The sequence below is a fragment of the Polyangium mundeleinium genome (assembly GCF_028369105.1).
Classification (GTDB): domain Bacteria; phylum Myxococcota_A; class Polyangia; order Polyangiales; family Polyangiaceae; genus Polyangium; species Polyangium mundeleinium.
Genome location: NZ_JAQNDO010000001.1, coordinates 3445666 through 3471585, shown reverse-complemented (window position 1 = coordinate 3471585; position 25920 = coordinate 3445666). Strand labels below are relative to the sequence as shown.

Genomic DNA, 25920 nt, shown 5'->3' with positions numbered 1-25920 from the left:
CTCGATCCTCCTCGAACCGTTATGACGTCGAAGCGATCGCGTGCACGCGATCGCCGCGTTACGCCGCGCCCGGCACGTCGTGGGCGTACGCGTCGAGGCCATGGCCCCGGAGCGTCGCCTCGACAAGGGCGAGCGGATGCGCGAGCGCAGGCTCGTCGCGCGCTTCGTCCGGCGTGATCACGAGCGGCAAGGCGCGCGCGAGGAGGAGCCGCGCGGCGCGATCGCGGAGCGCATGCGCGAGAGGAAGATCGCTGGAGGCGAGCTGGTAGGCGTGCGCGCCCGCGCGCAGATAAAAGGCTTCGGCGTGGGCGCGCGTGGGCGTGGCCGGTGCGGCGAGGGTCGGATCCTCGGCGAGCGCGCGGGACGTGGCCTCGATCCAGCGAACGGCATGACGCGCGAGATCACGCTCGGCACGGAAGGTCGCGTCGATGCGAGCGCGGCGGGAGGCGCGATGCGCGAGCGCGGCGAAGAAGGGACGGAAGCACTCGGCATCGAGGGGCGCGGGCGCGGCGAGGGCGCGCGTTGCGGCCGCGGGATCGAGGCTCGACGTCTCGACAGAAGTCGCGAGGGCCGCGAGCGCGCGTGCCGTGTCGATCGGCGCTGGGGCCTCGGCGACGGCGCGCATGAAACGAACGAGATCGGCGCGCGTGCCGTGCTTGCCCGGCGTGAGGAGCACCGTCTCCGGGAGCTCGACGATCAGGATGCCCTCATCGAGCTCCGCGGAGTTCCGCGCGCCCTCGGGCACGAGCGACGCGCCCTCCGGGCGGGGATCGAGCGCGCTCGCGAGCACGCAGGCGCACTCCACGGCAGGCGCGACACGCACGGCTTCACCATCGTCGACGAAGAGCGCAGGAAATGTCTGGCACCCGAGCGGCTTTACGTGCGCGCCCTGCGCCGCGTGCAGGCGGCAGAGGCCGCCGTCGTCGAGGTAGGCGCAGCGGCCGTCGACGATCGGCACGGAGGTCGCGCCGCAGGCGGAGGATCCGTGCAGGGGCGTGAACGCGCGTTCGGGGTGATCCCCGGCGTCGAGCACGCGCGGCAAGAGCGCGCGGGCGTAGGCCTCCTCGACGGGCCGGAAGATCACGGAGGCGTAGAGACGGCAGCAGCTCCCACGGCCGTCGCACGCGAGGGAGAAGGCGGGCAGCGGATCGAGCGGTCGAGAAGCGCCGCGGGTCTTCGGCTCGGGCAGCGGCGCGACACCTTCGGCGAGCAGGCCGGCCGCGTGAAGAGCGCCGAGGAACGCGCGCAACGTCTCGACCTTCGCGAACGCGGACGCGCGTGAAGCCGCAGCGACGATGCCTTCGAGATCACGGGATCCGTCGGCCTGCGCGAGCAATCCCCACTCGCGCGCGCCGAGGCGATACGCGAGGCCCGAGCGCTGATCGTGCAGGACCCAGAAGTCTTCGTCGCCCACGCGATGTCGCCTGACGACAGCGTGCTCGGCGAGGCGCGGACGCGAGGGAAACGTCTCCGGCGACATGGTCACTTGCGAGCCCAGTGCTGAACGTGTGCCTCGCTACCGCAATCAGCGCGCTTCGAGCTTCGTGGCGCGCGAGGGGCGTCGGCCGTGCAACCTGAAAAGCTTGCTGGATCCGACTTCTACGAACCTGATAGCATGCGACCGCAATGGCGCTCGAACCTCAGACTGCCACTGGATCGGCTTCGAAGCTCGGGAAATACGAGTTGACGCGGGAGATGTCCGGCAGTGGCGTGGCGTCCACCTGGCTCGCCCAAACGGAAGGAAGCACGAAGAGTTACATCGTGCTGCGCCTTCACAAGCACGTGACGAAGAAGCCGGAAGTCGCCGAGGCGTTCCTGCGCGATGCGAAGAACGGCAAGCTGCTCACGCACGCGAACGTGGTGCCGACGGTGGAGACGGGCGTCGGGGACGGAGAGATCTTCGTCGTCGCAGAGCACTTCGAAGGCGAGACGCTTTCCTCGCTGGTCACGAACGCGAAGACGGCCGGAATCCCGCTCCCGATCGCGCTGCGCATCGGCCTCGAAATGCTCGAAGGTCTGGCGGCGGCGCACGCGCAGAGCGAGCCGATCGCGCACGGCGAGCTGAGCCCGTTCCACGTGCAAGTGGGCAAGGACGGCGTGACGCGCGTCGGCGGATTCGGCTGGGCGCGGGCGCTCGCGAAGCTCGGTCCGCACGGGATCATGAAGCAGGATCGGCTCGCGTACGCGCCGCCCGAGCGCGTGAAGGCCATGAGCGCCGCGACGCCCGGCGGGCCGACGGGCACGATCGATCCGAAGGGCGACGTGTTCGCCGCCGCCGTGATCCTGTGGGAGCTCATCGCCAAGCAGCGGCTCTTCGCCTCCAAGATGGAAGCGGCCGTCGTGCAGAAGGTCCTCTCCGGGCCGATCCAAGAGCTTTCGTCCGTGATGATCGAGGGCCTTCCCACCGCGCTGGAGGAAGCGCTCCCGAAGGCGATGGAGCGCGATCCGGCGAAACGCGCGTCGCTCGACAGCCTGCTCCAGGCGCTCCGGAGCGTATCGGCCGACAAACTCGCCAAGCCCGAAGAGGTCGGCGCGTTCGTGGAGAAGTTCGCGTCGAAGCCGGCGGCCGCGCCGGCCGTGGCGCCCGCCGCGTCGCCCGCCGTGGCGCCCGCCGCGGCCGCCGGACCGAAGCCCGCCCCCGCTGCGGCCGCGCGTCCGCCGCAGCCCACGGTCGTCGGTGTCGCAGCGCCCGGGACCAACGGCAAGGCGCCGCTCGGCGTGAAGGCGCCCACCGTGACGGCGCCCGTGGCCACGCCCGCCGCCGAGAAAAAAGACGCCGCGGAGGACAAGGCCGCAGGCCCGACCGTGCCGAAGCTCGGCGCCCCGAAGCCGATGGCTCGCCAGCGGACGCTCGTGGGCGGCGTCGAGCCGCCGAAGCCCGCGGCCGCGGTCGTGCCGAAGCCCGTCACGAAGGCCGAGCCGGCCGCCGAGGCGAAGGAGCCCGCGGAGGCGAAGGCCGCGGCCAAACCGGCCGACAAACCGGCCGACAAACCCGAAGTCGCCCCGGCCGCCGAGGCGAAGAAGCCGGTCGTGCCGCCGCCGGCAAAGGCCGCGCCGCCGCCGCCGAAGCCCGGCGTGGGCATGCCGAAGCCCCCGACCCCGCCGGTGGTCGGCGCGAAGCCCGAGGTGCCCAAGCCGCCGCCGCCCGTCCGGCCGGTTGCAGAGTCGCTGCCCGGCGAAGACATCGAGATCGACGACGACGCGGACGCCTTCAAGGTCGAGGTGAAGGACGCGCCGAAGGCCGAGGAGCCCAAGGCCGAGGCGAAGAAGCCCGAAGAGCCCAAGGCCGAGGAGCCCAAGGCCGAGGCAAAGAAGCCCGAGGAATCCAAGGCCGAGGAGCCCAAGGCCGAGGACAAACCCGAGCACGTCGTGGTGACGAAGTCCGAGATGCCGACGGTCGTCACGAAGACGCCGACGACCGGGCCTTCGCCAGCCGATAGTGACGGCTCCGAGGCGCCCGTCTCGCGGACGAAGGCGACCGCGCTCGATCGCCTCAAGCCCGGCAGCACGCTCGGGCGCTACGAGATCCTCCTGCGCGTGGCGAAGGGCGGCATGGCGTCCGTCTGGGCCGCGCGTCTGCAGGGTTCGCGTGGCTTCCAGAAGACCGTCGCGATCAAGACGATGTTGCCGGACGTCTCCGACGATCCGGATTTCGAGACGATGTTCCTCGACGAGGCGCGCGTCGCGGCGCGGATCCGGCACCCGAACGTGGTGGAGATCTTCGACCTCGGCGAGCAGGACGACATCCTCTATATCGTGATGGAGTGGGTCGAGGGCGACACGCTCAGCACGGTGCAGAAGGCGGCGAAGACGCTCGGCGGAATCCCGCAGAACATCATCCTGCGCCTCGCCTCGCAGATCTGCGCAGGCCTGCACGCCGCGCACGAGCTGCGTGACGACAACGGCGCGCTGGTCGATCTCGTCCACCGCGACATCTCGCCGGGCAACATCCTGATCTCGACGTCGGGCTTCGCGAAGATCGCCGATTTCGGCGTGGCGAAATCACGCGGGCGTCTCTACGTCACGCGCGCCGAGGGCGTCGTCAAAGGCAAGACGCCGTATCTCTCGCCCGAGCAGCTCGGCGGCCTGCCGCTCGATCGCCGCAGCGATCTCTTCTCGCTCGGCGTGCTGCTCTACGTGATGGTCACGGGCCTGCACCCGTTCCGCGGGGAGACGGAGTTCAAGACCGTGGAGAACATCGCGCTGAAGGACCCGATCCCGCCGCGCGAGCTCGTCCCGAGCATCCACGCGGACTTCGAGAAGGTGATCCTGAAGGCGCTCGAGAAGGACCGGACGAAGCGCTACTCGACGGCCGGCGAGATGCAGCGCGCGATCGATCAGGTCTCGACGCAGGTCGGTACGCCGATCACGGACGAGGACGTCGCCGACTTCGTGCGCAAGGTGATCGGCGAGGCAAACGCGAAGCGCGCCGCGGAGCTGCGCGCCGCGATCGCCACGGCCGACGCGAACCTCGCCGCGGATCGCGCGAGCATCCCGCCGCCGATGACGAGCGAGCCGAAGGTCGACTCGAAGCCGGAAGCGGCCGCAAAGGCCGGCAACGAGGCCGTGGACGTCCCCGTGTTCGCCGACGCCGGCGCGACGAGCCCCGCCGTACCGGCCGCACCGCCCGTGCCGCGGCTCGAGACGCTGCAGAGCGCGCCGATCCCGAGCCCCACGACCGCGCAGCCGGCCGCGAAGGACGACGACGATCTCCTGCTCGCCGCGCAGGCGTCGCAGAAGAAGAAGCGGATCGTGATTGGCATCGGCGCGTTCGCGGCGGTCGCGATCGGCGCCGTCGTGGCGCTCTCGGGCGGAGACAAATCCGAAAAGCCGACGCCCACGACGACAGAGCAGGCGCCCACGACGCAAGCCACGCCGCCGCCGCAGCCGACGGAGGCGAAGCAACCCGAGCCGACGCCGACGCCGACGGCCGAGCCGCCGAAACCCGAGGAGCCGAAACCCGAGGAGCCGAAGGCCGAGGAGCCCGCCGTCGCGGCGCCCGAGGCGACCCAAGCGGCCGCCGGCGAGAACAAGGCGCCGACCACATGGAAAGCGCCTGCCGTCAACACGACGAAGACCGTGCGTCCGCCGTCCACGGGGACGAGCAAGACGACCAAGACCACCAAGAAAACAACCAAGTTCGATCCCACCGGAATCTGAGCGCCGTGCGAACCAGAACAACCGCGATCGCAGCTCTCTTCGTTGCTCTCCCCGTGCTCTCGGTCCTCGGGCCGAGCGACGCCCATGCGCAAGCCCCCGCCGCGGCAGCAACGCCCTCCGCAGCGGACGTCACCGAAGCCAAGAAGAAGTTCGAAGCCGGCTCGAACCTGTTCAAGAGCGGCAAGTTCGACAAGGCCATCGAGGAGTTCCGCGCCTCGTACGCCAAGGTGAACAGCCCGAACTCGCACCTCTACGTGGCGCGCTGTCTGCGGGAGATGGGCAAGCTCGTCGACGCCTACCTCGAATTCGAGAAGGTCACGGCCGAGGCCCAAACCGCCGGCGAGAAGTACGCGCAGACGGGCGAGACCGCGAAGGTCGAGCGCGACGAGCTCAACACGAAGCTGACGCTCGTGAGCGTGGACGTGACGACGCCCGAGAGCGGCGCGCGCCTGACCATCAGCGGGGTCGAAGTGCCCCAGGATCGCTGGGGCAAGCCCTTCCCCGCGATGCCCGGCAACGTGGACATCCGCTTGGAGTCCGGCACGAAGCCGGCTGCGTCGCAGTCGCTCACCACGACCGCAGGCGAGTCGAAGACGGTGTCGATCGGCTTCGCGACCAGCAAGACCGGCGACGGCGGCGATGGGAGCGGCGACGGCAACGGCGGCGGCGGCTCCGGCGGCGAGACCGGCAGCAAGGGCATGTCGGGGATGCGGATCGGCGCATTCGCGGCCGGCGGGCTCGGCGTCGCGGGCTTCGTGACGTTCGCGGTCTTCGGCTCGATGTCGAATGCGACGTACGACGATCTCAAGGCGACCTGCGGCGGTCCGTGTCCTGCGGATCGGCAAGGCGACGTCGACAAGGGCAAGATGCAGCAGACGGTCGCCAACGTGGGCCTCATCGTGGGCGCGGTCGGCGTGGCTGCAGGCGCGACGCTCTTCGTGCTCAGCCTGAAGAAGGACAAGAAGCCCGAAGCCGCGCACACCGAGCTCATCGTCGGCCCAGCCCACCTGGGCGTCCGCGGGACGTTCTGAGCGGGTGGCCAACCACGACGCCTTTGCATCGACCGCATTGCGGCCTTTGCACCAGAGGTCCAGGGCCATGCCCTGGTCCGGGTCGAGGGGTGGACAACCCCTCGTCGGGTCCGGGGTGAAACCCCGGCGCAACGCCGTCGAGCACCCCCTGAACAAGCCTCGCAGGCTGTTGAGGGACGCCGCCACCGCCCGATATCCTCTCCCCACGTCATGACCATCGTCGGCTTGCCGCCCGGTCGCGCCCCGGATTCCGCTGCGCCCCTGCCCCGCCCTGTCCTGCTCGGGATCGCGGGCGCGGCCGGCATCGTGGCCGTGATCGTGCTCGCCATCGTGCTCCGCACAGCGCCGTTCCCGGACCTCGACGAGGCCCGCGACAACACGAGCGCTTCGAAGGACCCGGGGGCAGCGGTCGAGGCGCCTTCCGACGACGAGGACGCTCCGCGGGCGCAAGCTCCGGCGGGCAACTCGCGCGAGCTCCGCGCGCGGCTCGCGAAGGAGGTGCGCGCGGCCAAGGTGAAGGACGCGACGGCGACGCTCGAGTCGCTCGTGGCTGCGGATCCGCGCTCACCCGAGGATGCGGACGTGCGCTCGGACATCCTGGATCTCGCGTCGAAGGCGGCCTTCACGGGCGGCGCCGAGGTCGACAAGGTCTTCGAGCTCATCAGCACGAAGATGGGCACGCGTGGGCCGGACGTTCTCTACGCGCTTGCGACGAGCAAGGGCGGCTCGAAGGCGGCCGAGCGCGCGGTGGAGCTCATGAAGCAGGAGTCGGTGCGAAGCCGCGCGACGCCTGCCACGCGAATCGCCTTCGACCTTTGGGCCGCGAAGAGCTGCACGGACAAGGCGGCGCTGCTCGACCGAGCGCGTGAGGAGGGGGACAGCCGCGCGCTCGGCTGGGTGACGCTGATGGGCCGGACGTGCAAGATGTCCAAGGACCCGAAGGTCCAGGAAACGCTGGACGCGCTCAAGTCGCGCTGAGTGTCCGCGGCGCGCCGACGCGCGATCGCAGCGGGGTCTCGAAAAGCGAAGGAGCTCGCCTCTCGCCGAAGCGAGGAGACGAGCTCCTTGCGACGGAGCTCCCCAGGGTTTTCCCTGCGAAGCTCCCTCGAACGACCCTCAGCGACCGCCGGGGGCCTTGCCGACCTTCGCCTTCTTGTCGCCGGAGTGGCCGTGGAAGGTGCGGGTCGGGGCAAACTCACCGAGCTTGTGGCCGACCATGTTCTCCGTGACGAACACGGGGACGAACTTGCGGCCGTTGTGCACGGCGAACGTGAGTCCCACAGCGTCGGGGACGATGGTGGACCTGCGGGACCAGGTCTTGATGACCTTCTTGGGGCCGCCCGTGGCCTGCGCCGTCTGGATCTTCTCCATCAGGTGGCCGTCGACGAAGGGGCCCTTCTTGATGCTACGCGGCATGGATCAACCCTTGGTTCCGCGCCGGCGGATAATCATTCCGTCGGTCCGCTTGTTGTTGCGAGTCTTCAGGCCCTTGGCGAGCTGACCCCACGGCGAGCAGGGGTGACGACCGCCGGAGGAGCGGCCCTCGCCGCCGCCCATCGGGTGATCGACGGGGTTCATGGTGACGCCGCGGTTGTGCGGACGACGGCCGAGCCATCGCGAACGACCGGCCTTGCCGAGGGTGATGTTCGCGTGGTCGGGGTTCGAGACCTGGCCGATGGTGGCGCGGCAATCGAGGTGCACCTTGCGGATCTCGCCGCTCGGGAGACGCACCTGGGCGTAGTCGCCGTCCTTGGCCATGAGCTGCGCGGCGACGCCGGCCGAGCGCACGAGCTGGCCGCCCTTGCCCTTCTTGACCTCGATGTTGTGGATCGAGGTGCCGGGCGGGATGTGGCGCAGCGTGAGGCTGTTGCCGGGCTTGATGTCGGCGTTGCGGCTCGCGACCAGCTTCGCGCCCACGCTCAGGCCGTCGGGCGCGAGGATGTAGCGCTTCTCGCCGTCGACGTAGTGGAGCAGGGCGATGCGGGCGGTGCGGTTCGGATCGTACTCGATGGCGGCGACGGTCGCGGGGATGCCGATCTTGTCGCGCCGGAAGTCGATGATCCGGTAGCGCTGCTTGTGGCCACCGCCGCGGAACCGCGAGGTGATGCGGCCGTAGTTGTTGCGCCCGCCCGTCGAGGTCTGCTTCTCGATGAGGGAGCGCTCGGGCTCGACCTTGGTGATTTCCTTGAAATCACTGACCGAGTAGTAGCGCCGCGCCGGAGAGGTCGGCTTGAAGTTCTTGATACCCATGGCTTACTCCGACTTCTCCTCGTCGAAGAACTGGATCTGGTCGCCCGGCTTGAGGGTGACGATCGCCTTCTTCCAGTTGTGCAGCTTTGCGTAGCCGCGCCCCATGCGCTTGTCTTTGCCGCGCATGACGAGCGTGTTCACTTCGACCACGCCGACCTTGAAGAGCGCCTGGATCGCGTCCTTGATCTGGATCTTGTTCGCGTCGCGGCGCACCTCGAAGATGACCTTGTTGCTATCTTCGCGGAGCCGGGCCGACTTCTCGGTGAGGATGATCGGCCGACGGATGATGTGCTCGGGCTGCATGGCGTGTTCCTCTACCGAAGGCAGCGCGCTTCGAGCGCTTTGGCCGCCTCTTTCGAGACGACGAGGTGGTCGTGGCGGAGGAGGTCGTACACGTTGACGCCCTCCGGCGGCAAGAACTGGTGTGCGTCGAGGTTGCGGATCGACTTCACCAGCTTCTCATTCGAGGCGCTGTCGACGACGAGCGACTTCTTGCCCGCCTGCAGGGCCCCGAGCGCGTCGACGATCGCCTTCGTCTTGATCTCGGGCAGCTCGAGGCTGTCGAGGACGATGAGACGACCCTCCTTGGCGTACAGGGAGAGCGCGCTCTTCAGCGCGCCGATGCGCACCTTGCGCGGCGGACGGTAGGACCAGTCCTGCGGCTCGAGCGCGTGCGCGGCGCCGCCGCCCGCGTGGTGCGGAGCGCGGATCGAGCCCTGACGAGCGCGGCCCGTGCCCTTCTGGCGGTAGAGCTTCTTCGTCGAGCCAGCGACCGCGCTGCGCTCCTTCGTGGCCTTGGTGCCCGCGCGCCGCGAGGCGAGCTGGGCCTTGACGACCTCGTAGAAGAGCTGCTCCTTGACCTCGGCGCCGAAGACCTCGTCCGAAAGGTCGATCTCGCCGACCTGCTCCCGCTTGAGGTTGTAGACGTTGACTTTCATGGCGCGCTCCTAGCTCTTGATCTCGACGTCGACGCCGGCCGAAAGATCGAGCTTCATCAGGGCGTCGAGGGTCTGCTGCGTCGGCTCGATGATGTCGAGGAGCCGCTTGTGCGTGCGGATCTCGAACTGCTCGCGCGACTTCTTGTCGACGTGCGGGCCGCGGAGAACCGTGTAACGACGGATCTCCGTGGGCAGGGGGATGGGGCCCGCGACATGCGCGCCCGTTCGCTTCGCGGTCTCGACGATGTCGCTCGTGGACTTGTCGAGAAGCTGGTGATCGAACGCCTTGAGGCGGATCCGGATCTTCGTGGTGTCGGCCATGACGCTGCTTCTTCCTTACTTGAGGATCTTCGTCACGATGCCCGCGCCGACGGTCTTGCCACCCTCGCGGATCGCGAACCGCATCTGCTCTTCGAGCGCGACCGGCGCGATGAGCTCGATGTTCATCGTGATGTTGTCGCCCGGCATCACCATCTTCACTCCCTCGGGGAGGTTGACGGTGCCCGTCACGTCCGTCGTCCGGATGTAGAACTGCGGGCGGTAGTTCGTGAAGAACGGCGTGTGACGGCCGCCCTCCTCCTTCTTGAGAACGTACACCTCACCCATGAAGTGGGTGTGCGGCGTGATCGAGCCCGGCTTCGCGAGGACCTGGCCACGCTCGATGTCGTCCTTCTCGACGCCGCGCAGGAGGCAACCGACGTTGTCGCCGGCGATGCCCTGATCGAGCAGCTTCCGGAACATCTCGACGCCCGTGACCACGGTCTTGCGCGTGTCCTTGAAGCCGATGATCTCGACCTCTTCGCCGACCTTGATCACGCCGCGCTCGATGCGGCCCGTGGCCACCGTGCCGCGGCCCTTAATCGAGAACACGTCCTCGATCGCCATGAGGAACGGCTTGTCGATCGCGCGCTCCGGCTCCGGGATGTACGTGTCGAGCGCCTCGAGCAGCTCCCCGATCTTCGCCTCCCACTTTGGATCGCCCTGGAGCGCAGGCAGCGAAGCACCACGGACAACCGGCGCATTATCGCCGTTGAAGTTGTACTTGTTGAGGAGCTCGCGGACCTCCATCTCGACGAGGTCCAGCATCTCCGGGTCGTCCACCGCGTCGCACTTGTTGAGGAAGACGACGAGGTAGTTCAGGCCGACCTGGCGGGCGAGCAGCACGTGCTCGCGGGTCTGCGGCATGACGCTGTCGAGCGCGCTGACCACGAGGATCGCGCCGTCCATCTGCGCGGCGCCCGTGATCATGTTCTTGATGTAGTCGGCGTGGCCGGGGCAGTCGACGTGCGCATAGTGGCGCTTCGGCGACTCGTACTCCACGTGCGCAGCCGCGATCGTCACCGTCTTCGTCTCGTCACGGACGGTGCCGCCCTTGGCGATGTCGGCGTACTTGATCTCTTTCGCAAGCTTCTGCTTGGACTGGACCTTGACGATGGCCGCCGTGAGCGTGGTCTTGCCGTGATCGATGTGACCGATCGTGCCGACGTTCACGTGGGGCTTCGTTCGACTGAATTTCTCCTTGGCCATTGCCTAACCTCGCTGCTTGGCGACGATCTCTTCCTGGATCGCGACCGGGACTGGTGCGTAATTCGAAATCTGCATCGTGTGCGTCGCGCGGCCCTGCGTCTTCGAACGCACGTCCGTCGCGTAGCCGAACATCGAGGCGAGCGGAACCTCCGCGCGCACGACGCGCGCATTTCCCCGCTGCCCCATGTCGAGAATCCGCCCGCGACGGCTGTTCAGGTCGCCGATGACGTCGCCGAGGTATTGCTCCGGGCAAACCACCTCGACCGACATGACCGGCTCCAGGAGCACGAGGCCCGCGCGCTTGGCCGCCTCCTGGAACGCAATCGAGCCAGCCACCTCGAAGGCGGGGCCCGACGAGTCGACCTCGTGGTAGCTGCCGAAGTGCAGCCGCACCTCGACGTCCACCACCGGATAACCAGCGAGCACCCCGCGCCCGAGCGCGTCTCGAATCCCCTTCTCCGCGGAGGGGATGAACTCCTTGGGGATGATGCCGCCAGTGATGTCGTTGACGAAGACGAACCCAGCGCCGCGCGGCGCAGGGCCGAGATCGATCACGACGTGACCATATTGACCGTGCCCGCCGGTCTGCCGGACGAACCGGCCCTCGACGTCGGTGACCTTGCGCATCACCGTCTCGCGATAGGCGACCTCGGGCTTGCCGACGTTGGCGTCGACCTTGAACTCGCGCTTCAGGCGGTCGACGATGATCTCGAGGTGCAGCTCGCCCATGCCGGCGATGATCGTCTGCCCGGTCTCCTCGTTCGTGAACGTCCGGAAAGACGGATCCTCAAACATGAGCTTCTGGAGCGACACGCCGAGCTTGTCGAGATCTGCCTTGGTCTTCGGCTCGATCGCGATGGAGATGACCGGGTCCGGAAACTCCATCCGCTCGAGGACGACCGGGTGCTTCTCCTCGCAGAGCGTGTCACCCGTACGCGTGTCGCGTAGACCCACCGCCGCGTAGATGTTGCCGGCGTAGCAGGTCTTGACCTCTTCACGCTTGTTCGCGTGCATGCGCAGGATGCGCCCGAAACGCTCGCGCTTGCCGCGGGTCGAGTTGAGGACGCTCGAACCGCTCTCGACCGTGCCCGAGTAGACCCGGAAGTACGTGAGGTGGCCGAAGGGATCGTTCATCACCTTGAACGCGAGCGCGGCGAACGGCTCGTTGTCCGCCGCCTTGCGCGTCACCACCTTGTCCTTCTTGTCCGGATCCGTGCCCTGCACCGGCGGGATGTCGACCGGCGAAGGCAGGAGTTGGATGATGGCATCGAGCAAGAGCTGGATGCCCTTGTTCTTGAACGCCGAGCCGCAGAGCACCGGGACGAGCTTGAAGTTCAGCGTGCCCGCGCGAATCGCCGCGTAGATCTCTTCCTCGGTGATCGACGCGATGTCGCCGGCGACGAACTTCTCCATCACCGCGTCGCTCGCATCCGCGCACGCCTCGATGAGGCGTTCCCGCAGCTCCCGACACTTCGCCACAAGATCCGCAGGGATGGGTTCCCACTTGTACTCGGCGCCCTTCGTCTCGTCGTCGAAGACAGCCGCACGCATGCGGACGATGTCGATGACGCCGCGGAACTTGTCCTCCGCGCCGAGCGGGTAGTGCACCGCCACCGCGTTCGTGCCGAGCCGGTCCTTCATCGAGTCGACGCACATGTCGAAGTCCGCGCCGATCTTGTCCATCTTGTTGATGAACGCGATCCGCGGGACCCGGTACTTGTCCGCCTGACGCCAGACCGTCTCGCTTTGCGGCTCGACGCCGTTGCCGCCGTCGAACACCGCGACCGCGCCGTCGAGCACGCGCAAGCTGCGCTCGACCTCGATCGTGAAGTCCACGTGGCCGGGCGTGTCGATGATGTTGATGCGGTGCCGGTTCCCCGCGTTCGGGCCTTCCTTCGGCTCCCAGAAGCAGTTCGTCGCCGCAGCCGTGATCGTGATCCCGCGCTCCTGCTCCTGGACCATCCAGTCCATGGTCGCAGCGCCCTCGTGGACCTCGCCCAGCTTGTAGTTGACGCCCGTGTAATAGAGGATGCGCTCGGTCACCGTGGTCTTGCCCGCATCGATGTGGGCCATGATCCCGATGTTTCTCGTGCGCTCCAGGCTGTATTCGCGGGCCACTGCTTCCTCCTGCGGTCGGTTTGTCTCTGCTGATGTCGGGCGTCGGTGTCGGTTGCTCGGTCTCGTTTGCGTCGCCGTTCGTCGCTTCGAACCCCGAACGCACGACACCCTCTCCAGCCCTGCCCGCCTCCGTTTGGCGTGCTTCGAGAACCTGGAGAGGGTGTCGGGGTACGTTCGTTGGCGGCGCGCTTCGCGCCGCCATGTTCGAGCACGTAACCCGATCCTTATGTCGCCTTCGCCATCTCGCTCGACGTATCTCCTGCCGTGTCCGACCGCTCTAGGTCCGAACGATCACCAGCGGTAGTGCGCGAAGGCCTTGTTCGCCTCCGCCATCTTGTGCGTGTCGTCCTTCTTCTTCACGGCGTTGCCGCGGTTCTGCGCCGCGTCGATGAGCTCCGCCGCGAGGCGCTCGCGCATCGTCTTCTCGCCGCGCGAACGCGAGTACGTCACGAGCCAGCGCATCGCCAGGGCCACGCGACGCTCCGGCCGAACCTCGACCGGGACCTGATACGTCGCGCCGCCAACGCGCCGGCTCTTCACCTCGAGCTTCGGCTTGACGTTGTCGAGCGCCTTCCGGAAGACCTCGATGGGCTCCTCCTTGAAGCGGTCGCGAATGACGTCGAACGCTCCGTAGAGGATGCTCTCCGCCGTCGCCTTCTTCCCGCTCAACATGAGCGAGTTGGTGAACTTGGCGACGAGCTTGTCCTTGAACTTCGGATCCGGAATGATTCTGCGCTTCGGAACTTCACGTCGACGAGGCATGGTGCTTCCTTCTGGCGGACTGTGATCGGGGGAGAGCGAGCTCGGCTCAGCTCTTCGGACGCTTCACGCCGTACTTCGAGCGCTTGCGGTTGCGGGTCGCCTTGTTGGTCGAGCTCGGCCCTGCGGCGCCCGAAGCGTCGAGCGTGCCACGCACGACGTGGTAACGAACGCCCGGCAGATCCTTCACGCGACCCCCGCGGATGAGCACGACCGAGTGCTCCTGCAGGTTGTGCCCCTCGCCCGGGATGTAGCTCGTGACCTCCATCTGGTTGGTGAGGCGCACGCGACACACCTTGCGGAGGGCCGAGTTCGGCTTCTTCGGCGTCGTGGTGTACACGCGGACGCACACGCCACGCCGCTGCGGGCAGGACTTGAGCGCCGGAGAGGCCGTCTTGTAACGAGCGGCTTCGCGGCCGTTTCGGATGAGCTGGCTGATGGTCGGCATGGTGGTTCGTCTACCCGGAATCGGGGGACGCGGAGGATACTCGGCGAAGGGGCCATGTCAAGCCGTCCGAGAACGGACTTGCCAGCCAGGTTGCTTTTCCTGCCCTGGATCCGAGGTTTTGCCTGATCGAACCCGCTTCGGTTAGCGTCGGATCGTGAGCAAAAAGCTTTCCCGTGCCCAGCGCAAGGAGCACCGAGCGCGCGCCGCTCGTTCCCCATCGGTCTCCACGTCCGTCTCCAAGCCGACCCCGACGGCCAGCCCGACGCAGGCCTCGTCGGCCGCCCCCAGCGAGACGAAATCCACGGAGGCCACGCGCGCCTCGAGCGTAGCCGCGCCCGCCGCGACGCGCCAGGCCACGAAGGCCGCCACGAAAAACACCTCGGACGCCGTCACGAGCAAGAGCACAGCGCCCGAGACGAAAACGCCGGAGGGCAAGGCAGAAAAGAAGAGACCCGCGAAGGCGATCTCACGCGCCGCAGAGGCGACGCCGACGGAGGAGCACGAGGAGAGCACGAGCAAGGCGATCGAGCCCGCGAAGAAGAAAGGCCCGAAGAAGGAGCATGCGGTGCTCGTGCTCCTCGGCCTCGTGGCCGTCGCGTTCGTGCTCGTCTACCTCGGGCAAGGGGGTCCGTCCCCGACGGTTGCGCCGGACAAACCTGCCACAAACACACAGGAAAAGAAGCCCGCGCCGAAGCCTGAGGCGCAGCCGGAGACGAGGCCCGCGTCGCTGCCGCTGCCTCCGATCCAGGCCGCGCCGACGGAGGCGCCGAAACCCACGGACGATGCGCCCACGAAGGCAAGCGCCACGGTGACCGTGGAAGAGCCACCCGCCGCGAAGGAAGCGCCCGCGAAGGAAGCGCCTGCCGCGAAGGAGACGGCCTCGAAGCCCGCCGCGAGCCCGACGGCGCCCCCCACGGACAAGTCCAAAGCCGCGACGAAGACCGGTGCGAGCAAGCCCGCAGCGCCGAAGGCGCCGAGCCGTCCCGCCGAGGATGCCTACGAGTGATCGCACCCTCGACGCGGGAGCACGCTTGACGCGCCACGTGCATCTCGTTTTTCGTTATCGTAAAAGCGAGCGCAGCCTGCGGGGCCTCGATTCCCCTCGCCCATAGCTTCTGCCGAAAGGACAGTCCTCGATGCCCACGTTGCCGGATCCGGAGCTTCTTCGCGCGACGCCCGCGGCTCGCCGAGCGCGCGCTTCCCTCGCGTGTGTCGCCGCCTCCGCGCTGGGCCTCTCCTTGCTCGCGGTGGGCCCCGCGGCGCACGCGCAGCCACCGCAGCCGCCGCCTCCGCCGAGCACGGCGCAGGCCCCCGCGGAGCAGCTCGCCGCGCCTCCGCTCGCCGCACCTCCGCCCGCGCCTGGCGCGCCGGGGGTTGCTCCCGGTGCGCCGCCCCCGACCGGTACGGTCGCGGCAGCGCCTCCGCCCGCGCCGCCGCCGCCCGCGGGATACGGCTATCCGCAGGGATATGGCCCGCCTCCGCCCGGATACGGCCCGCCCCCGCAAGGCGGCGAGTACGGTCCGCCTCCGCCCGGATACGGCCCGCCGCAGCAAGGCTATCCGTATGGATATCCGTACTACGGCCCCTATTACAGCGAGCCGCAGCCGGCGCCTCCGCGTTACGAGCGCAAGAGCACGCCGATGATGGTCGGCGGCATCCTGGCCACGACTGCGGGCATCGTCGGCGTGCTCGCAGGCTCGGCGATCGCGAGCACGGCGGTGAGCCAGATCCCGATCTACTGCGAATCGCAGTTCGGCCCCACGATCTGCGAGACGCGCTCCGACGAGACGCAACAAGCCGTGGGCTACGGCATCCTGATCACCGGCGTCGTGGCGCTCGGCGTGGGCGTGCCGCTGTGGGTGATCGGCAGCAAGCGCGTGCCCGTGAAGAGCGACGAGACCACGCCCAGCGCGCCCTCCACAACCCCGCCGGCCGCGCCGCAAACAAGCTTGCGCCTCCTCGTGGGCCCCACGTCCGCGGGGCTTCGCGTCACGTTCTGACCACGTCGCGTCCGCGACGTCAGATGCAGCTACCACTCGCATCACACATGCTGAGCGCGCCACCCGCATTCATGCACGGGGTGCCCTGCACCGCAGGGCCCGTCGACGGCGTGCCGCCCGAGCACACGGGGATCGTGCAGTCGCCCGGAGTCGGATCGGTCGGCACGTCCGCGTCGTCAGGCTGATCCAGCGTGCCTCCCATGCCGTCGCACACCGTGCTGCGGCAATCGCCGGGCACCTGCGTCTCCAGGACGACCTCCGTGCCTGGCAAGGGCATCTGCGTCACGCACACGCCCGCCGAACACGAGCTCGGCTTGCACGTGGTGGATCCGCCGCACGCAGTGTCGTCGACCTGCGGCGTGTGGACGATCGCGCCGGTTTCGCCACACGACTCGACATCGCATTCGTTGTCGTCGGGCGGGGGCACGTCGAGCGGCGCGGGCGCTGGGACGACGAGGCCGTTCATGTCGCAAACCGCTTGCAGGCAGTCACCGGGATCCTCGTTTGCGACCGCCTTACCCACGTCGAACACAAGGTCACACGCGTTCGTCATGCCCATGGGGTTGCACACGGCCACGTGGCAGACGCCACCCTGCGGACACTGCGACGGCTCGGTGCAACCGATGCACACACCGGCCGAGCACGTCGTCGCGCTGCTCGCGCCACACGGCATCGTCTCCATCGCAAGATCCGGTGTGTGGCTCGGCATGCCCGCCGTGCACGTGTCGAGCGTGCAGGGGTTGTAGTCCTCGGGGTTGTCCGTATCGTCGACGACCTCCTCGATCGTGCCGTCGGCCTTGCATTGCTTGCGTTTGCAATCCCCGGAGACGAGGCCGTCGAGGACGAGTTTGCCCTCGGGCGCCTGGGTCTCGACGCAGGCGCCCGCGACACACGCGGCGATCTTGCAAGGAGCACTCGCGCTGCACTGCGCGTCGCTCGTGCACACGGGCTCCGATCCGCCGCCCGACGCTGACGCGGAGCTCCCCTCCCCTCCGCCACCGCACGCAGCCGCGAACACGAGACCAGCAACACCGAGCCCGAAGAGGCGATCGAAGCGAAGCATGGAGCGATCGTCTCCGCGCGCAGCGATCGCTGTCAACTCGTGCCGCTCAAGGAGCCGTTTGCGCGAGGCAGGAGAGGACATACGGGCCGCACGAGGTCTCGACGCAGGCGTCGCACGCCTCCACGTCCACCGCGGTGCTGCCGCACGCAGGTGTGAGCGAGCAGCTCGGGTAACAGACGCTCATCGCGTCGCACCGGCACTGGTCGAGCAGTGCGTGCACGTCGACCGAGCTCGGACACACCGGGACGTCGTCAGGCTTCGCCACGCGCGCGCTCGCGAGGTTGGCGCACGGGATGCAAGACTCGGCTACACCCGCGCCACCTGCGCCGCCCATGCCGCCTGCGCCACCGCCGCCCTGCCCGGCGCAGCCCTTCGCGGTCGGTTTCGTGTCGCAGAGCGTGGCCCAGTCGGTCGCGTGGAAGAGATCACTTCCGCAGGCGATCGACGCGAGCGCGAAGCACGACGGCAAGAGAGATGCGAGACGGGGCCAGCTCGAACGAACGCGCATCGCGAAGAGGAGCATCCGTGATCCAGGGGCAGCTCGACAAGGCCCAAGATGCGGGCGTCACGCGTCGAACGCGTCGCGCAAGCGCTCGCCTCGGAGCTCGGCGAGGAACGGCGTCCGCTCGCACGTCGCTTCGATCCACCGCGCCTCGCTCTCGCCGATCCAGTCGCGCCCCGCGAGCCTGCAAAGCCGATCCACGCGGCTCGCGTGCGCGCGCACCCGCGCCGCCGCATATGCCGCCATCTCGCCGCGCCGGATCATGAAGCCCCAGTCGCTCGCTTCGAGCAGCACGAGCTCGCGGATCGCCTGATCGAGGGCGCGCCCAGCGGGCCCGTCCGCGCCGCGCCGCCCCCGCACGAGCCCCTGCACGGTCTGCTCTGCATGGCGCACGTGCCGCACGAGGTGCGCCGGCGACATGCCCTCCGTGCGGCCGGGATCGAGCGCGCGCCCGAGCCACGCCTCGCCAAAGCCGCCCTCGCCCCACGACGAGGCCGAGGGCTCGGCCACCGTGAGCGAAGGCTCGGCCGCGAGGTAAGCACCAAGCGTCACGGGCGCGATCTCGCCTGCACGCTCCGCGAGATGCAACGCTCGCAGTGCGTGTTCGAGGAAGATCGGACCTTCGAACCACCAGTGCCCAAAGAGCTCGGCATCGTACGGCGCCACCACGACAGGCCGCGGGCCGCGTCCTTGTGCTGCGCGCAGCGCGGCGGCCCGCTCGGCCACGAACTGCGTGGCATCCGCGCGCGCGCGCGCCTCGGCCGCGGCCGGATCCCACAGCGCTTTATGAGGCCCCGGGCCCGTGATGCGGTGGTACTTGAGGCCCGTCATGAGGCGCGTGCCGTCGGGGCCGATCTCCCCTGCAAGCGCGGCTTCCGGCAGATCAAAGCCGACGTCGCGGTAGAAATCGCGATAGTCCGGGTGGCCCGGATATCCGGCCTCGCGGGACCATACTTCCCGCGAGGCGCACGGATCACGGCCGAAAAACGCGACGCCCGCGGAGGAGAGGATCGGCGCGAGCACGCCCCGCGGAGGTCGCGGCAACGCGAGCTCGAGGCCGTGCGCATCGAGCACCGAGTACCCTACGCCCGCCGCCGCGAGCTCCGGCAAGAGCGAGGGATCGTAGCCACACTCGGGGAGCCACAACCCACGCGGCCTTCGCCCCACGAGGGCCTCGAATGCGCGCAGGCCGAGTCTTACCTGCGCGCGCGCACTCGAACGCGTGAGCGCGGGCAGATACGCGTGCGTCACGCTCGTCGTCAGAAGCTCGATCGAGCCGCGATCTTCGTGGCCCGCGAGCGCACCGAGCACGTCGCCCGAGATCCGCTCCCAGCCCGCGCGCGTGGCCTCGATCCGCGTCCGGTAAAACGCCACGATCGGGCGCATCGCCGCGTCACCGCTCGTCCGTCGCTCTTCCTGCGCCGCGAGTTTGTCGAGCCTGTCGAGGTGCAGAACGAAGCGCTCTCGAAGCAGCGGATCGGCAAGCATCGCCGCGAGCGTCGGGGACACCGACACCGAGATCCGCGCCGCGATCCCGTCCGCTTCGAGCCGCGCGAGCACGTCGAGCAGCGGCAGGTACGATTCCCACAACGCCTCGTGCAGCCATCGCTCTTCGAGCGGGCGGGCGTGCTCCGGGTGGCGCACCCAGGGCAGGTGTGCGTGCAGGACGATCGCGACGTATCCCAGCATGGGCCGCAGAAGAAAGCGGGCGCCCTCAGGCCCGGAGGAGCTCCTGCCCGAGATCCAGGCCGACACGCGTCGCCTCCGCCGCCGAGGGCCACACGACGCGACGCTCACCCATCCGCGGACGCGTCCCGTCCGCCTCGGCGATCATCGCCCGGATCCAGAGCCCCTCGTCCGTGCGCACCGCGTGCGCTGCCACGGGCGTACGGCAATCGGCGCCGAGCGCGACCATCACCCCGCGCTCGGCGGCCACGCGCACGCTCGTCTCGGGATCGTCGAGCGGCGCGAGCGCGCGCCGCGTCTCCTCGTCAGCTTCGCGGCACTCGATCCCGAGCGCGCCTTGCCCGATCGCAGGCAGCATCACGGCGGGGTCGAGGATCTCGGTCGCGCGTCGTTCGAGCCCGAGACGCTTGAGCCCCGCGAGCGCGAGCACGATCGCGTCCACCTGCCCCTCCTCGAGCTTGCGCAGCCGCGTGTCCACGTTCCCGCGCAGCGGCAAGATCCCGAGATCGGGCCGCGCCACGCCGATCGCCGCGGCGCGCCGGAGGCTCGACGTCCCCACGCGCGCGCCCGCGGGCAGCTCCGCGAGCGTCGCGCCTGTCCGCGAGATGAAGACATCGCGTGGATCCTCGCGCCGCGGGACACACGTGATCACGAGCCCATCGGGGATCACGGCGGGCACGTCTTTGTACGAGTGCACCGCGAGGTGGGCGCGGCCGTCGAGGAGCGCCTCTTCGAGCTCCTTCACGAAGAGCCCCTTTCCGCCCACTTCCTGGAGCGGACGATCGGTGATCTTGTCGCCCGACGTGACGATCTCGAGCTCGCCGACTTCGAGACCGGGCGAGGCTTCGACGAGGGCGCGCGCGAAGGCGCGGGACTGGGCGAGCGCGAGGGCCGAGCGTCGGGTGGCGAGTATCAGGCGAGTCATCCGAGATCCTTTGCGCCCGCGACCTCGCGCGGGGAGGCCGAGGACGAGGTCGAAGCGAGCGTCGCCGCGGCAGGCGAGCCCGCGGACGAAGCCTGCACAGGCGCGCGCGGGATGGAGGACGACGGGCTCTGCGCCTTGCCGTTCGTGCCCGTGGTCGGCAGCGTGATCGCTCCGTCGATCGCGCTGCCGTCGCCGCCCTTCAGAGTGATCGCCTCCAGGGCGATCGCCGACAGATCAAAGAGGTCGCGCACGGCCTCGACATACCCCTCGGCGCGCGCGTCGCCCGCGAGCTCCTTGAGGCGCGTCACCGGCGCATGGAGCAGCTTGTTCGTCGCTGCGTCGACCATCACGAGCAGCGCTTCCTTCTCCGCGGCGCCGAGGTGCTTGAGGCGCCCGGCAAAACTTCGTTCGAGCTCGGCGAGCAGCACGGCGCGCGTCCGGTTGAAGAGCCCCACGATCGTCGGCGTGAGCTCTCGTTCGAGCGTCCAGTGCTCGAACGCGCGCGCCTCTTCCTCGACGATCGCCTCGGCGCGCGCCGCCTCCGCCGCCCGACCTTCGAGCGACTGCGCCACGATCTGCGAGAGGTCGTCGACGTCGTAGAGGTAGACGCCGTCGAGGTCGTTCACGGCGGGCTCCACATCGCGAGGGACGGCGATGTCGATCAAGAACAGGCTCTTGCCGCGCCGCACCTTCCGCACGCGCTTGACGAGATCCACCGTGATCACGGGCGTCGGGCTCGACGTCGAGCCGATCGCGATGTCGACCTCGCCGAGCGTCCGTTCGAGCTCCTGCATCCCACGCGGCTCGCCGGACACCTCGTACGCGAGCACCTTCGCGCGCGCCGGGCTCCGGTTCAGCACGATGATCTTCGCGCCTGCCTTCGCGAGGAGCTTCGCCGCGGCCTCGGCCATCTCGCCCGCACCCACGAGCGCGGCCTTGCGCCCCGTGAGATCGCCGAAGATCTCCTGCGCGAGATCCACGGCCACGCTCGACACCGACACTTGCCCTTCGCCGATCGCCGTCTCGCTCCGCGCGCGCTTGCCCACGCGAACCGCCCGCAGCATCGCCTTGCCGAGCGTCTGCCCGAGCGCCTTGCTTTCCCGCGCGAGCTCGATCGCGTCCTTGAGTTGACCGAGAATCTGCGGCTCGCCCACAACGAGCGAGTCGAGCGACGAGGCCACGCGGAAGAGGTGCCGCACCGCGTCGCCGCCCTCCTTGCGCCCGAGGTGCATCGTGACCACATCCCCGCCGATCGCCGCGAGCGCGCCGATCGTCGCGCGGCTCGTCGCTTCGAGCGAACCTCCGCGCGGCGGAGCGGCATACACCTCGACGCGGTTGCACGTGGAGAGCACCACGGCTTCCCCGATCGACCGATCTGCGAGGAGCCGCTCGTAGAGCGCGGGGAGCGCGTCGCGCTGCACGGCGAGCCGCTCGCGCACCGCGATCGGCGCTGTCTTGTGGGAGAGACCAACGACGACGATCACGCCTGCCCTAGCCTCCGAGCCTCGGCGAGCCGAGCTCGACCACGGGCCGCACGAGGTAGACCACGAGCACCGCGGCCACGCAGCAGAACCCTGCGATCGTCCCGTACGCCGCCCGCCTGCCGCGCCACCCCGCCGCAGCGCGCAGAAGCAGCACGGCCGCGATCACGAGCCACGTCGTGTACCCCAGCACGGCCCGCAGGATCTCCTCGAAGGAGCCGTTCTCCAGGCCCTTCGCCCAGATCGTGCCCGTCAGCACGCCGAGCGTGAGCAGCGGGAAGCCCGCGACGAGGAAGCGGTGCACGGCCTGATCGAGGACCTCGAGCGGCGGCAGGTTGCCGATCCGCAGGCGGTCCGTGCGCTTCTTCTTCAGGCGCTTCTCCTGGACGAGGTAGAGCATCGCCGCGCCGCCCGCGAGCAGGAACAGCGCCGTCCCTGCGAGGTTCGCGAGCACGTGCAGCGCGAGGAAGACGGGGCTCAGCGAATGCGCGGGTCCTGGCTGACCGAGGAAATACGTGCCGAGCACGAAGACGAGCCCGAGCGGCGCGAGCAAGACGCCGATCGCGTCGATGCGGACCCAGCGCCGCGCCGGCAGGTACACCGCGATCGCCAGGATGGACGCCATGGAGAGCGAGAAATGCACCGAGTTGACCGGGCACACGCGCGCGACAAGGCTCGCGAACGTCACGTAGGCGAGGTGAAACGCCGCGGCCACCCCGAGGCTCGTCGCTGCAAACGACGTGCGCCGCGGCGGCGGCACGGAGCCGATCGACGCGGTGATCCGCGTCTCCTTGCGGGCGATGTCGAGGAAAAAGAGGGCGCTCGCTGCCCCGTAGAGCAACACGGCCACGAAGAACGTCCCCGTGGAGAGAGCGCGCGTCATGGCGGGAGAAGGTAGCGCGTCTTGGGTGCGGCGGCAGGCCGATGCGCGCGGGGACCTATCGAATGGTCAGAGCTTCGTGGCGAGGAAGGCCGCGAGCAGATCCTCGTCGGTCGTCAGGTTCCGGGTCTGCGACGGAGGCCCGACGCGCTGGTGATCGGCGAACGTCCCGATCGGCGCGCCCACGAACCCCGGCACGACGTCGTACGCGTTGTCTCCGAGGATCATCGAGGTCTCCAGGATCTCCGCGCCGAGCTCGGCGAGGAAGGCCTTCGACTTCACCTTGCCGAGCAGCTCGTGGCTGTCGGGCGAGCCGCTGACCTCGCTCATGACGCGGATCGCCTCGATGATGCGGTATTTTCGCCCCTCGTTCTTGATCGTCAGCTCGTCGTTCCTGAGGTCGACCCTGTCCTCCACCAGCCACTCGTCGAGCGCGACCTGCGGGAAAAATACGCGATTCTTCATGGACGGCGCGCAGTCTACATGGTTCGGCCCTGCCGCAAAGTCAAAGCCGTTCCGAACAGCCCGGGTTCAGGCCGACGCCGCGGGCGGGGGCTGATTCGAGTCGCCGGCGAGCAGGCTCGCGCGGAGCCGCCGGGGCAGGTGCCACAACGACTCCAGGATCCCCATCGTCACGTAGCAGCCGAGCAACCACACCAGCACGAACGCCGGCTGCATCTTCAGCGACACCGCGACGGACGAACCCACCATGAACGCGGCGAGCAGGGCCGTCCCCGCATTGAGCTTCACGTCCTTGAAGGAGCGGAACCGGATCGTCGACACCATCAGCATCGACAAACCGATCGTCACGCCGAGCATCAGCACGGTGTACTCGGCGCGCCCGAGCATCCCGCCGGCGGCGTGGCTCGCGACGACGAGCGAGACGAGGATGCCCGCGGCGCCCGGGATCGGCAGGCCCACGATGTACTTCGACGGCTTCGAGGGTTTGCCGTCGTCGCCGGTCGAGAGCACGTTGAACCGTGCGAGCCGGATCGCCCCGCACGCCGTGAACAGGAACGACGCCACGAGCCCGAGCGTGCCGAGCCGGTTCAGCGTCCACTGGTAGAGCAGGAGCGACGGCGCGACGCCGAACGACACCACGTCGGCGAGCGAGTCGATCTGGAGCCCGAACGCGCTCTGCGTCTTCGTCGCCCGCGCGACGCGGCCGTCGAGCGTGTCGAAGAACATCGCGAAGACGATGAGCAACGCGGCGCGGTAGAAGTCCGCCTCGCCTTGCGCCGTCGCCGAGGTCCGGATGCTGTCGAAGCCGCAGAAGATGCTCGTCAGCGTGATCAGGTTCGGCAGCAAGAAGAGCGTCTTCTTGAGCTCGAATTTCCGCAGCCGGATGCCCTTCCCCATCGTCCTTTTCCTCCAGCGCATGAGGACGCAGAGCGTAACGACGCAGCGCGCGAAGACGCAAGCAAAGCCCAAGGTTCGGACGCAGATCGTCCGAACCTTGGAAGCGCGTTACGCACCACGCGCTCACGCGTGGATGGAAGTGGATACGGCGCTTCGCACCCAGACGACACGATCGTGGATCGCTTGACGGAGAGCGGCGCCGCCGGATCGTCCGTGGGCGAACCAATCCATTTGACCAGCAACGAAATTGCCGATCTACGCCGAGCGCTTCTTCTTGCGCGCCTTCGCGGGCGTGCTTTTCCGCTTGGCGGCCTTCTTCGGCGGAGGCGCCGCGGCCGCGGGCTCCTTCGCGGACTCGAGCGGCGCCATGTCCTTGAGGATGTCCTTGAGCAGCTTGCGGATCGTCCCGCGCCCGAGGTAACGCGTCAGGTCGACGAGCTTCTGGCGATCGCCTTGCTCGGGGAACGTGAGGAGGTCGAGCACGTCGACCTCCAGCCGCTCCGCGAGGACCCTCAGCGTGTGGATCGTGGGCCTCGCGAGCCCTCGCTCCAGGTTCGACAGGTGTCCCTTCGATCCGAGCTCGCTCTCGAAGGCGAGCTTCTCCATCGTGAGACCCTGCTCCTCGCGGAGCTGCTTGATGCGGATTCCAACCTGGAGGGCGAACGGATCGGGCTCGCGTCGTCGCGGCATGTGGGCACGGTACCCAAAGTCGCGCACGGACTGGTTTTCCTAGACAAACTTCCGCGGAGGCCCCGGAAGCCGCCCCGTACGTGACGATCCGCCCGCCCTTTTCCGCGGCTTTTGACGGCAGGAGCGCGCCCGAGGACCGGCCTCGCGCATCGATTGGGAAAGCGCGAACGAGCCGGAGGACCCGTGAGGCGTCCGGCCAGGCAGGGATCGAGCACGACGCGAAGTCGGTGGTTTCGGACGGACCGGTTCAGGCTCTTCCTGAGGAGAGCGCGGGTCCGGATCGCGGCGATCGAGGAGGGAGGGGGACGAATGCTGTCGGTCGATGTGGCGCACGGGGTCGATGCAGGGATGTTCGTCCGGGACTATCACCCGTCCGCGCGGAGCACCCCGCTCGTGTATCTGCACGGGCTCGCCGGACACGGGCTCGTGTTCGAGGCGGTCGCGCTGCACGCGCGGCTCGCCGCGCACCGGCACGTCGTGCCCGATCTTCCAGGGCACGGGCGCAGCGTCCCAGCCCCGCGGCCCGCGCCGCTCACGGCGTTCGCCGATCACTTCGCGAGGTGGCTCGGAGGCCGCTTCGGCGAGCGCGTGGCCCTCGTCGGGCACGGCCTCGGCGGGACACTCGCCGCGCTCATCGCCGAGCGCCACCCAGGCCTCGTCCGCGCCCTCGTGGACGTCGACGGCCCGAAGACCGTGGACGACTGCACGAGCCTCCGCCCCGCCGCGGAGCTGACCCTCACGGATCTCGGCGGCCCGGGCATCAACGCCCTGCGCGACGCGGTGAGGCGCGCCTCGCGTGGAGCAACGACGGCCGAAGACCCGGGCCGCGTCCCCTGCGACGCGCGCCTGCTTCACGCCTGGGGCCGCGAGCTCGTGTCGCTCGCCGAGGAGGGCTCGCTCGCGTGGCGGCTCGCCCGTTTGTCCGTGCCCGCGCTCTTCGTCACGGGCAGCCGCGGCGGGATCTCACCGCGCTCGCTCTCGCGCCTCGCGGAGGCACGTGTCGTCGTCGCGGAGATGCCCAACGCCGGACCCTCGCCCTTCCTGGAGCGACCGCACGAGTTCGCAGCGATCCTCAGCGACTTCCTGCGCTTCCGATCGTGACG

General features: G+C 68.9%; 25 protein-coding genes. 6 read left to right on the top strand and 19 right to left on the bottom strand.

The window, feature by feature from the left end; genetic code table 11:
* Positions 1-58: 58 nt before the first annotated feature.
* Entirely contained in the window at positions 59-1414 is a 1356-nt protein-coding gene (locus POL67_RS14050; protein ID WP_271917843.1) for a YkgJ family cysteine cluster protein, read from the bottom strand.
* A 212-nt stretch (positions 1415-1626) separates the two neighbouring features.
* Here POL67_RS14050 and POL67_RS14045 point away from each other — a divergent pair, with 212 nt between their 5' ends.
* The 3 genes from POL67_RS14045 to POL67_RS14035 all read left to right on the top strand — a co-directional run bounded on the left by POL67_RS14045 (position 1627) and on the right by POL67_RS14035 (position 7169).
* Positions 1627-5160: a protein kinase domain-containing protein gene (locus POL67_RS14045; protein WP_271917842.1), complete on the top strand. Its 3534-nt coding sequence runs from the start codon at positions 1627-1629 to the stop codon at positions 5158-5160.
* 5 nt (positions 5161-5165) lie between these two features.
* Entirely contained in the window at positions 5166-6191 is a 1026-nt protein-coding gene (locus POL67_RS14040) for a tetratricopeptide repeat protein (protein WP_271917840.1), read from the top strand.
* Positions 6192-6401: 210 nt separating this feature from the next.
* Positions 6402-7169: an HMG-box domain-containing protein gene (locus POL67_RS14035; protein WP_271917839.1), complete on the top strand. Its 768-nt coding sequence runs from the start codon at positions 6402-6404 to the stop codon at positions 7167-7169.
* A gap of 138 nt (positions 7170-7307) precedes the next feature.
* Here POL67_RS14035 and rpsS read toward each other — a convergent pair whose 3' ends face one another.
* The 9 genes from rpsS to rpsL all read right to left on the bottom strand — a co-directional run bounded on the left by rpsS (position 7308) and on the right by rpsL (position 14231).
* Positions 7308-7607 carry a 30S ribosomal protein S19 gene (rpsS, locus tag POL67_RS14030; protein ID WP_136936256.1) on the bottom strand — a complete coding sequence of 100 codons (300 nt, stop codon included), beginning with the start codon at positions 7605-7607 and terminating at the stop codon, positions 7308-7310.
* 3 nt (positions 7608-7610) lie between these two features.
* Positions 7611-8441 carry a 50S ribosomal protein L2 gene (rplB, locus tag POL67_RS14025; protein ID WP_271917837.1) on the bottom strand — a complete coding sequence of 277 codons (831 nt, stop codon included), beginning with the start codon at positions 8439-8441 and terminating at the stop codon, positions 7611-7613.
* Between the two features lie 3 nt (positions 8442-8444).
* On the bottom strand, positions 8445-8744 hold the full coding sequence (rplW, locus tag POL67_RS14020) for a 50S ribosomal protein L23 (protein ID WP_271917835.1): 300 nt from the start codon (positions 8742-8744) through the stop codon (positions 8445-8447).
* A gap of 11 nt (positions 8745-8755) precedes the next feature.
* Positions 8756-9379, bottom strand: a complete 624-nt coding sequence (rplD, locus tag POL67_RS14015; protein WP_271917833.1) for a 50S ribosomal protein L4 — start codon at positions 9377-9379, stop codon at positions 8756-8758.
* Between the two features lie 9 nt (positions 9380-9388).
* Positions 9389-9700 (bottom strand): 30S ribosomal protein S10, encoded by a 312-nt coding sequence (gene rpsJ, locus POL67_RS14010; protein WP_012233476.1) that lies wholly within the window; start codon positions 9698-9700, stop codon positions 9389-9391.
* A 15-nt stretch (positions 9701-9715) separates the two neighbouring features.
* Positions 9716-10906: an elongation factor Tu gene (gene tuf, locus POL67_RS14005; RefSeq protein WP_271916446.1), complete on the bottom strand. Its 1191-nt coding sequence runs from the start codon at positions 10904-10906 to the stop codon at positions 9716-9718.
* A 3-nt stretch (positions 10907-10909) separates the two neighbouring features.
* A complete protein-coding gene (gene fusA / locus POL67_RS14000) occupies positions 10910-13024 on the bottom strand; it encodes an elongation factor G (protein WP_271917827.1) in 2115 nt (704 codons plus the stop codon).
* Between the two features lie 291 nt (positions 13025-13315).
* Complete coding sequence (rpsG, locus tag POL67_RS13995) at positions 13316-13786, bottom strand: 30S ribosomal protein S7 (protein ID WP_136932397.1); 471 nt, start codon at positions 13784-13786, stop codon at positions 13316-13318.
* 46 nt (positions 13787-13832) lie between these two features.
* Positions 13833-14231 (bottom strand): 30S ribosomal protein S12, encoded by a 399-nt coding sequence (rpsL, locus tag POL67_RS13990; protein WP_136932396.1) that lies wholly within the window; start codon positions 14229-14231, stop codon positions 13833-13835.
* A gap of 154 nt (positions 14232-14385) precedes the next feature.
* On the opposite strand from rpsL, the gene POL67_RS13985 reads away from it, so the two are divergent.
* Both POL67_RS13985 and POL67_RS13980 read left to right on the top strand, forming a co-directional pair.
* Entirely contained in the window at positions 14386-15237 is an 852-nt protein-coding gene (locus POL67_RS13985; protein ID WP_271917825.1) for a hypothetical protein, read from the top strand.
* A 130-nt stretch (positions 15238-15367) separates the two neighbouring features.
* Positions 15368-16231 carry a hypothetical protein gene (locus POL67_RS13980; protein ID WP_271917822.1) on the top strand — a complete coding sequence of 288 codons (864 nt, stop codon included), beginning with the start codon at positions 15368-15370 and terminating at the stop codon, positions 16229-16231.
* 19 nt (positions 16232-16250) lie between these two features.
* Here POL67_RS13980 and POL67_RS13975 read toward each other — a convergent pair whose 3' ends face one another.
* From POL67_RS13975 to POL67_RS13935, 9 genes are all read right to left on the bottom strand, one after another.
* Positions 16251-17294, bottom strand: a complete 1044-nt coding sequence (locus POL67_RS13975; RefSeq protein WP_271917820.1) for a hypothetical protein — start codon at positions 17292-17294, stop codon at positions 16251-16253.
* Positions 17295-17340: 46 nt separating this feature from the next.
* Positions 17341-17817, bottom strand: coding sequence for a hypothetical protein (locus tag POL67_RS13970; protein WP_271917819.1), 477 nt, complete (start codon positions 17815-17817; stop codon positions 17341-17343).
* A 42-nt stretch (positions 17818-17859) separates the two neighbouring features.
* Positions 17860-19485 carry a glycoside hydrolase family 57 protein gene (locus POL67_RS13965; RefSeq protein WP_271917818.1) on the bottom strand — a complete coding sequence of 542 codons (1626 nt, stop codon included), beginning with the start codon at positions 19483-19485 and terminating at the stop codon, positions 17860-17862.
* A 25-nt stretch (positions 19486-19510) separates the two neighbouring features.
* Complete coding sequence (gene hemC, locus POL67_RS13960; RefSeq protein WP_271917817.1) at positions 19511-20407, bottom strand: hydroxymethylbilane synthase; 897 nt, start codon at positions 20405-20407, stop codon at positions 19511-19513.
* Complete coding sequence (hemA, locus tag POL67_RS13955) at positions 20404-21891, bottom strand: glutamyl-tRNA reductase (RefSeq protein ID WP_271917816.1); 1488 nt, start codon at positions 21889-21891, stop codon at positions 20404-20406. The genes hemC and hemA overlap by 4 nt, the downstream gene beginning before the upstream one ends.
* Positions 21892-21898: 7 nt before the next feature.
* Positions 21899-22771 (bottom strand): cytochrome C assembly family protein, encoded by an 873-nt coding sequence (locus POL67_RS13950; RefSeq protein ID WP_271917814.1) that lies wholly within the window; start codon positions 22769-22771, stop codon positions 21899-21901.
* A 66-nt stretch (positions 22772-22837) separates the two neighbouring features.
* Complete coding sequence (locus tag POL67_RS13945; RefSeq protein ID WP_271917813.1) at positions 22838-23233, bottom strand: hypothetical protein; 396 nt, start codon at positions 23231-23233, stop codon at positions 22838-22840.
* A gap of 66 nt (positions 23234-23299) precedes the next feature.
* Positions 23300-24127: a CDP-diacylglycerol--serine O-phosphatidyltransferase gene (gene pssA / locus POL67_RS13940; protein WP_271917811.1), complete on the bottom strand. Its 828-nt coding sequence runs from the start codon at positions 24125-24127 to the stop codon at positions 23300-23302.
* A gap of 255 nt (positions 24128-24382) precedes the next feature.
* The gene (locus POL67_RS13935) at positions 24383-24817 is read right to left on the bottom strand and encodes a helix-turn-helix domain-containing protein (RefSeq protein ID WP_271917810.1); all 435 of its coding nucleotides are present in this window, start codon (positions 24815-24817) and stop codon (positions 24383-24385) included.
* Between the two features lie 309 nt (positions 24818-25126).
* Here POL67_RS13935 and POL67_RS13930 point away from each other — a divergent pair, with 309 nt between their 5' ends.
* On the top strand, positions 25127-25918 hold the full coding sequence (locus POL67_RS13930; protein WP_271917809.1) for an alpha/beta fold hydrolase: 792 nt from the start codon (positions 25127-25129) through the stop codon (positions 25916-25918).
* The last annotated feature ends 2 nt before the right edge of the window (positions 25919-25920 follow it).

Excerpts from the sequence above, each read along its gene's own strand:
- POL67_RS13950 (WP_271917814.1), bottom strand. The coding sequence starts at position 22,771 with ATGACGCGCGCTCTCTCCACGGGGACGTTCTTCGTGGCCGTGTTGCTC.
- POL67_RS13980 (WP_271917822.1), top strand. The coding sequence starts at position 15,368 with ATGCCCACGTTGCCGGATCCGGAGCTTCTTCGCGCGACGCCCGCGGCT.
- tuf (WP_271916446.1), bottom strand. The coding sequence starts at position 10,906 with ATGGCCAAGGAGAAATTCAGTCGAACGAAGCCCCACGTGAACGTCGGC.
- rplD (WP_271917833.1), bottom strand. The coding sequence starts at position 9,379 with ATGAAAGTCAACGTCTACAACCTCAAGCGGGAGCAGGTCGGCGAGATC.
- rpsG (WP_136932397.1), bottom strand. The coding sequence starts at position 13,786 with ATGCCTCGTCGACGTGAAGTTCCGAAGCGCAGAATCATTCCGGATCCG.
- POL67_RS13970 (WP_271917819.1), bottom strand. The coding sequence starts at position 17,817 with ATGCTCCTCTTCGCGATGCGCGTTCGTTCGAGCTGGCCCCGTCTCGCA.
- POL67_RS13930 (WP_271917809.1), top strand. The coding sequence starts at position 25,127 with ATGCTGTCGGTCGATGTGGCGCACGGGGTCGATGCAGGGATGTTCGTC.
- pssA (WP_271917811.1), bottom strand. The coding sequence starts at position 24,127 with ATGGGGAAGGGCATCCGGCTGCGGAAATTCGAGCTCAAGAAGACGCTC.
- rpsS (WP_136936256.1), bottom strand. The coding sequence starts at position 7,607 with ATGCCGCGTAGCATCAAGAAGGGCCCCTTCGTCGACGGCCACCTGATG.
- rplW (WP_271917835.1), bottom strand. The coding sequence starts at position 8,744 with ATGCAGCCCGAGCACATCATCCGTCGGCCGATCATCCTCACCGAGAAG.
- rplB (WP_271917837.1), bottom strand. The coding sequence starts at position 8,441 with ATGGGTATCAAGAACTTCAAGCCGACCTCTCCGGCGCGGCGCTACTAC.
- hemC (WP_271917817.1), bottom strand. The coding sequence starts at position 20,407 with ATGACTCGCCTGATACTCGCCACCCGACGCTCGGCCCTCGCGCTCGCC.
- rpsL (WP_136932396.1), bottom strand. The coding sequence starts at position 14,231 with ATGCCGACCATCAGCCAGCTCATCCGAAACGGCCGCGAAGCCGCTCGT.
- rpsJ (WP_012233476.1), bottom strand. The coding sequence starts at position 9,700 with ATGGCCGACACCACGAAGATCCGGATCCGCCTCAAGGCGTTCGATCAC.
- POL67_RS13945 (WP_271917813.1), bottom strand. The coding sequence starts at position 23,233 with ATGAAGAATCGCGTATTTTTCCCGCAGGTCGCGCTCGACGAGTGGCTG.
- POL67_RS14045 (WP_271917842.1), top strand. The coding sequence starts at position 1,627 with ATGGCGCTCGAACCTCAGACTGCCACTGGATCGGCTTCGAAGCTCGGG.
- POL67_RS13965 (WP_271917818.1), bottom strand. The coding sequence starts at position 19,485 with ATGCTGGGATACGTCGCGATCGTCCTGCACGCACACCTGCCCTGGGTG.
- POL67_RS14035 (WP_271917839.1), top strand. The coding sequence starts at position 6,402 with ATGACCATCGTCGGCTTGCCGCCCGGTCGCGCCCCGGATTCCGCTGCG.
- POL67_RS13975 (WP_271917820.1), bottom strand. The coding sequence starts at position 17,294 with ATGCTTCGCTTCGATCGCCTCTTCGGGCTCGGTGTTGCTGGTCTCGTG.
- POL67_RS13935 (WP_271917810.1), bottom strand. The coding sequence starts at position 24,817 with ATGCCGCGACGACGCGAGCCCGATCCGTTCGCCCTCCAGGTTGGAATC.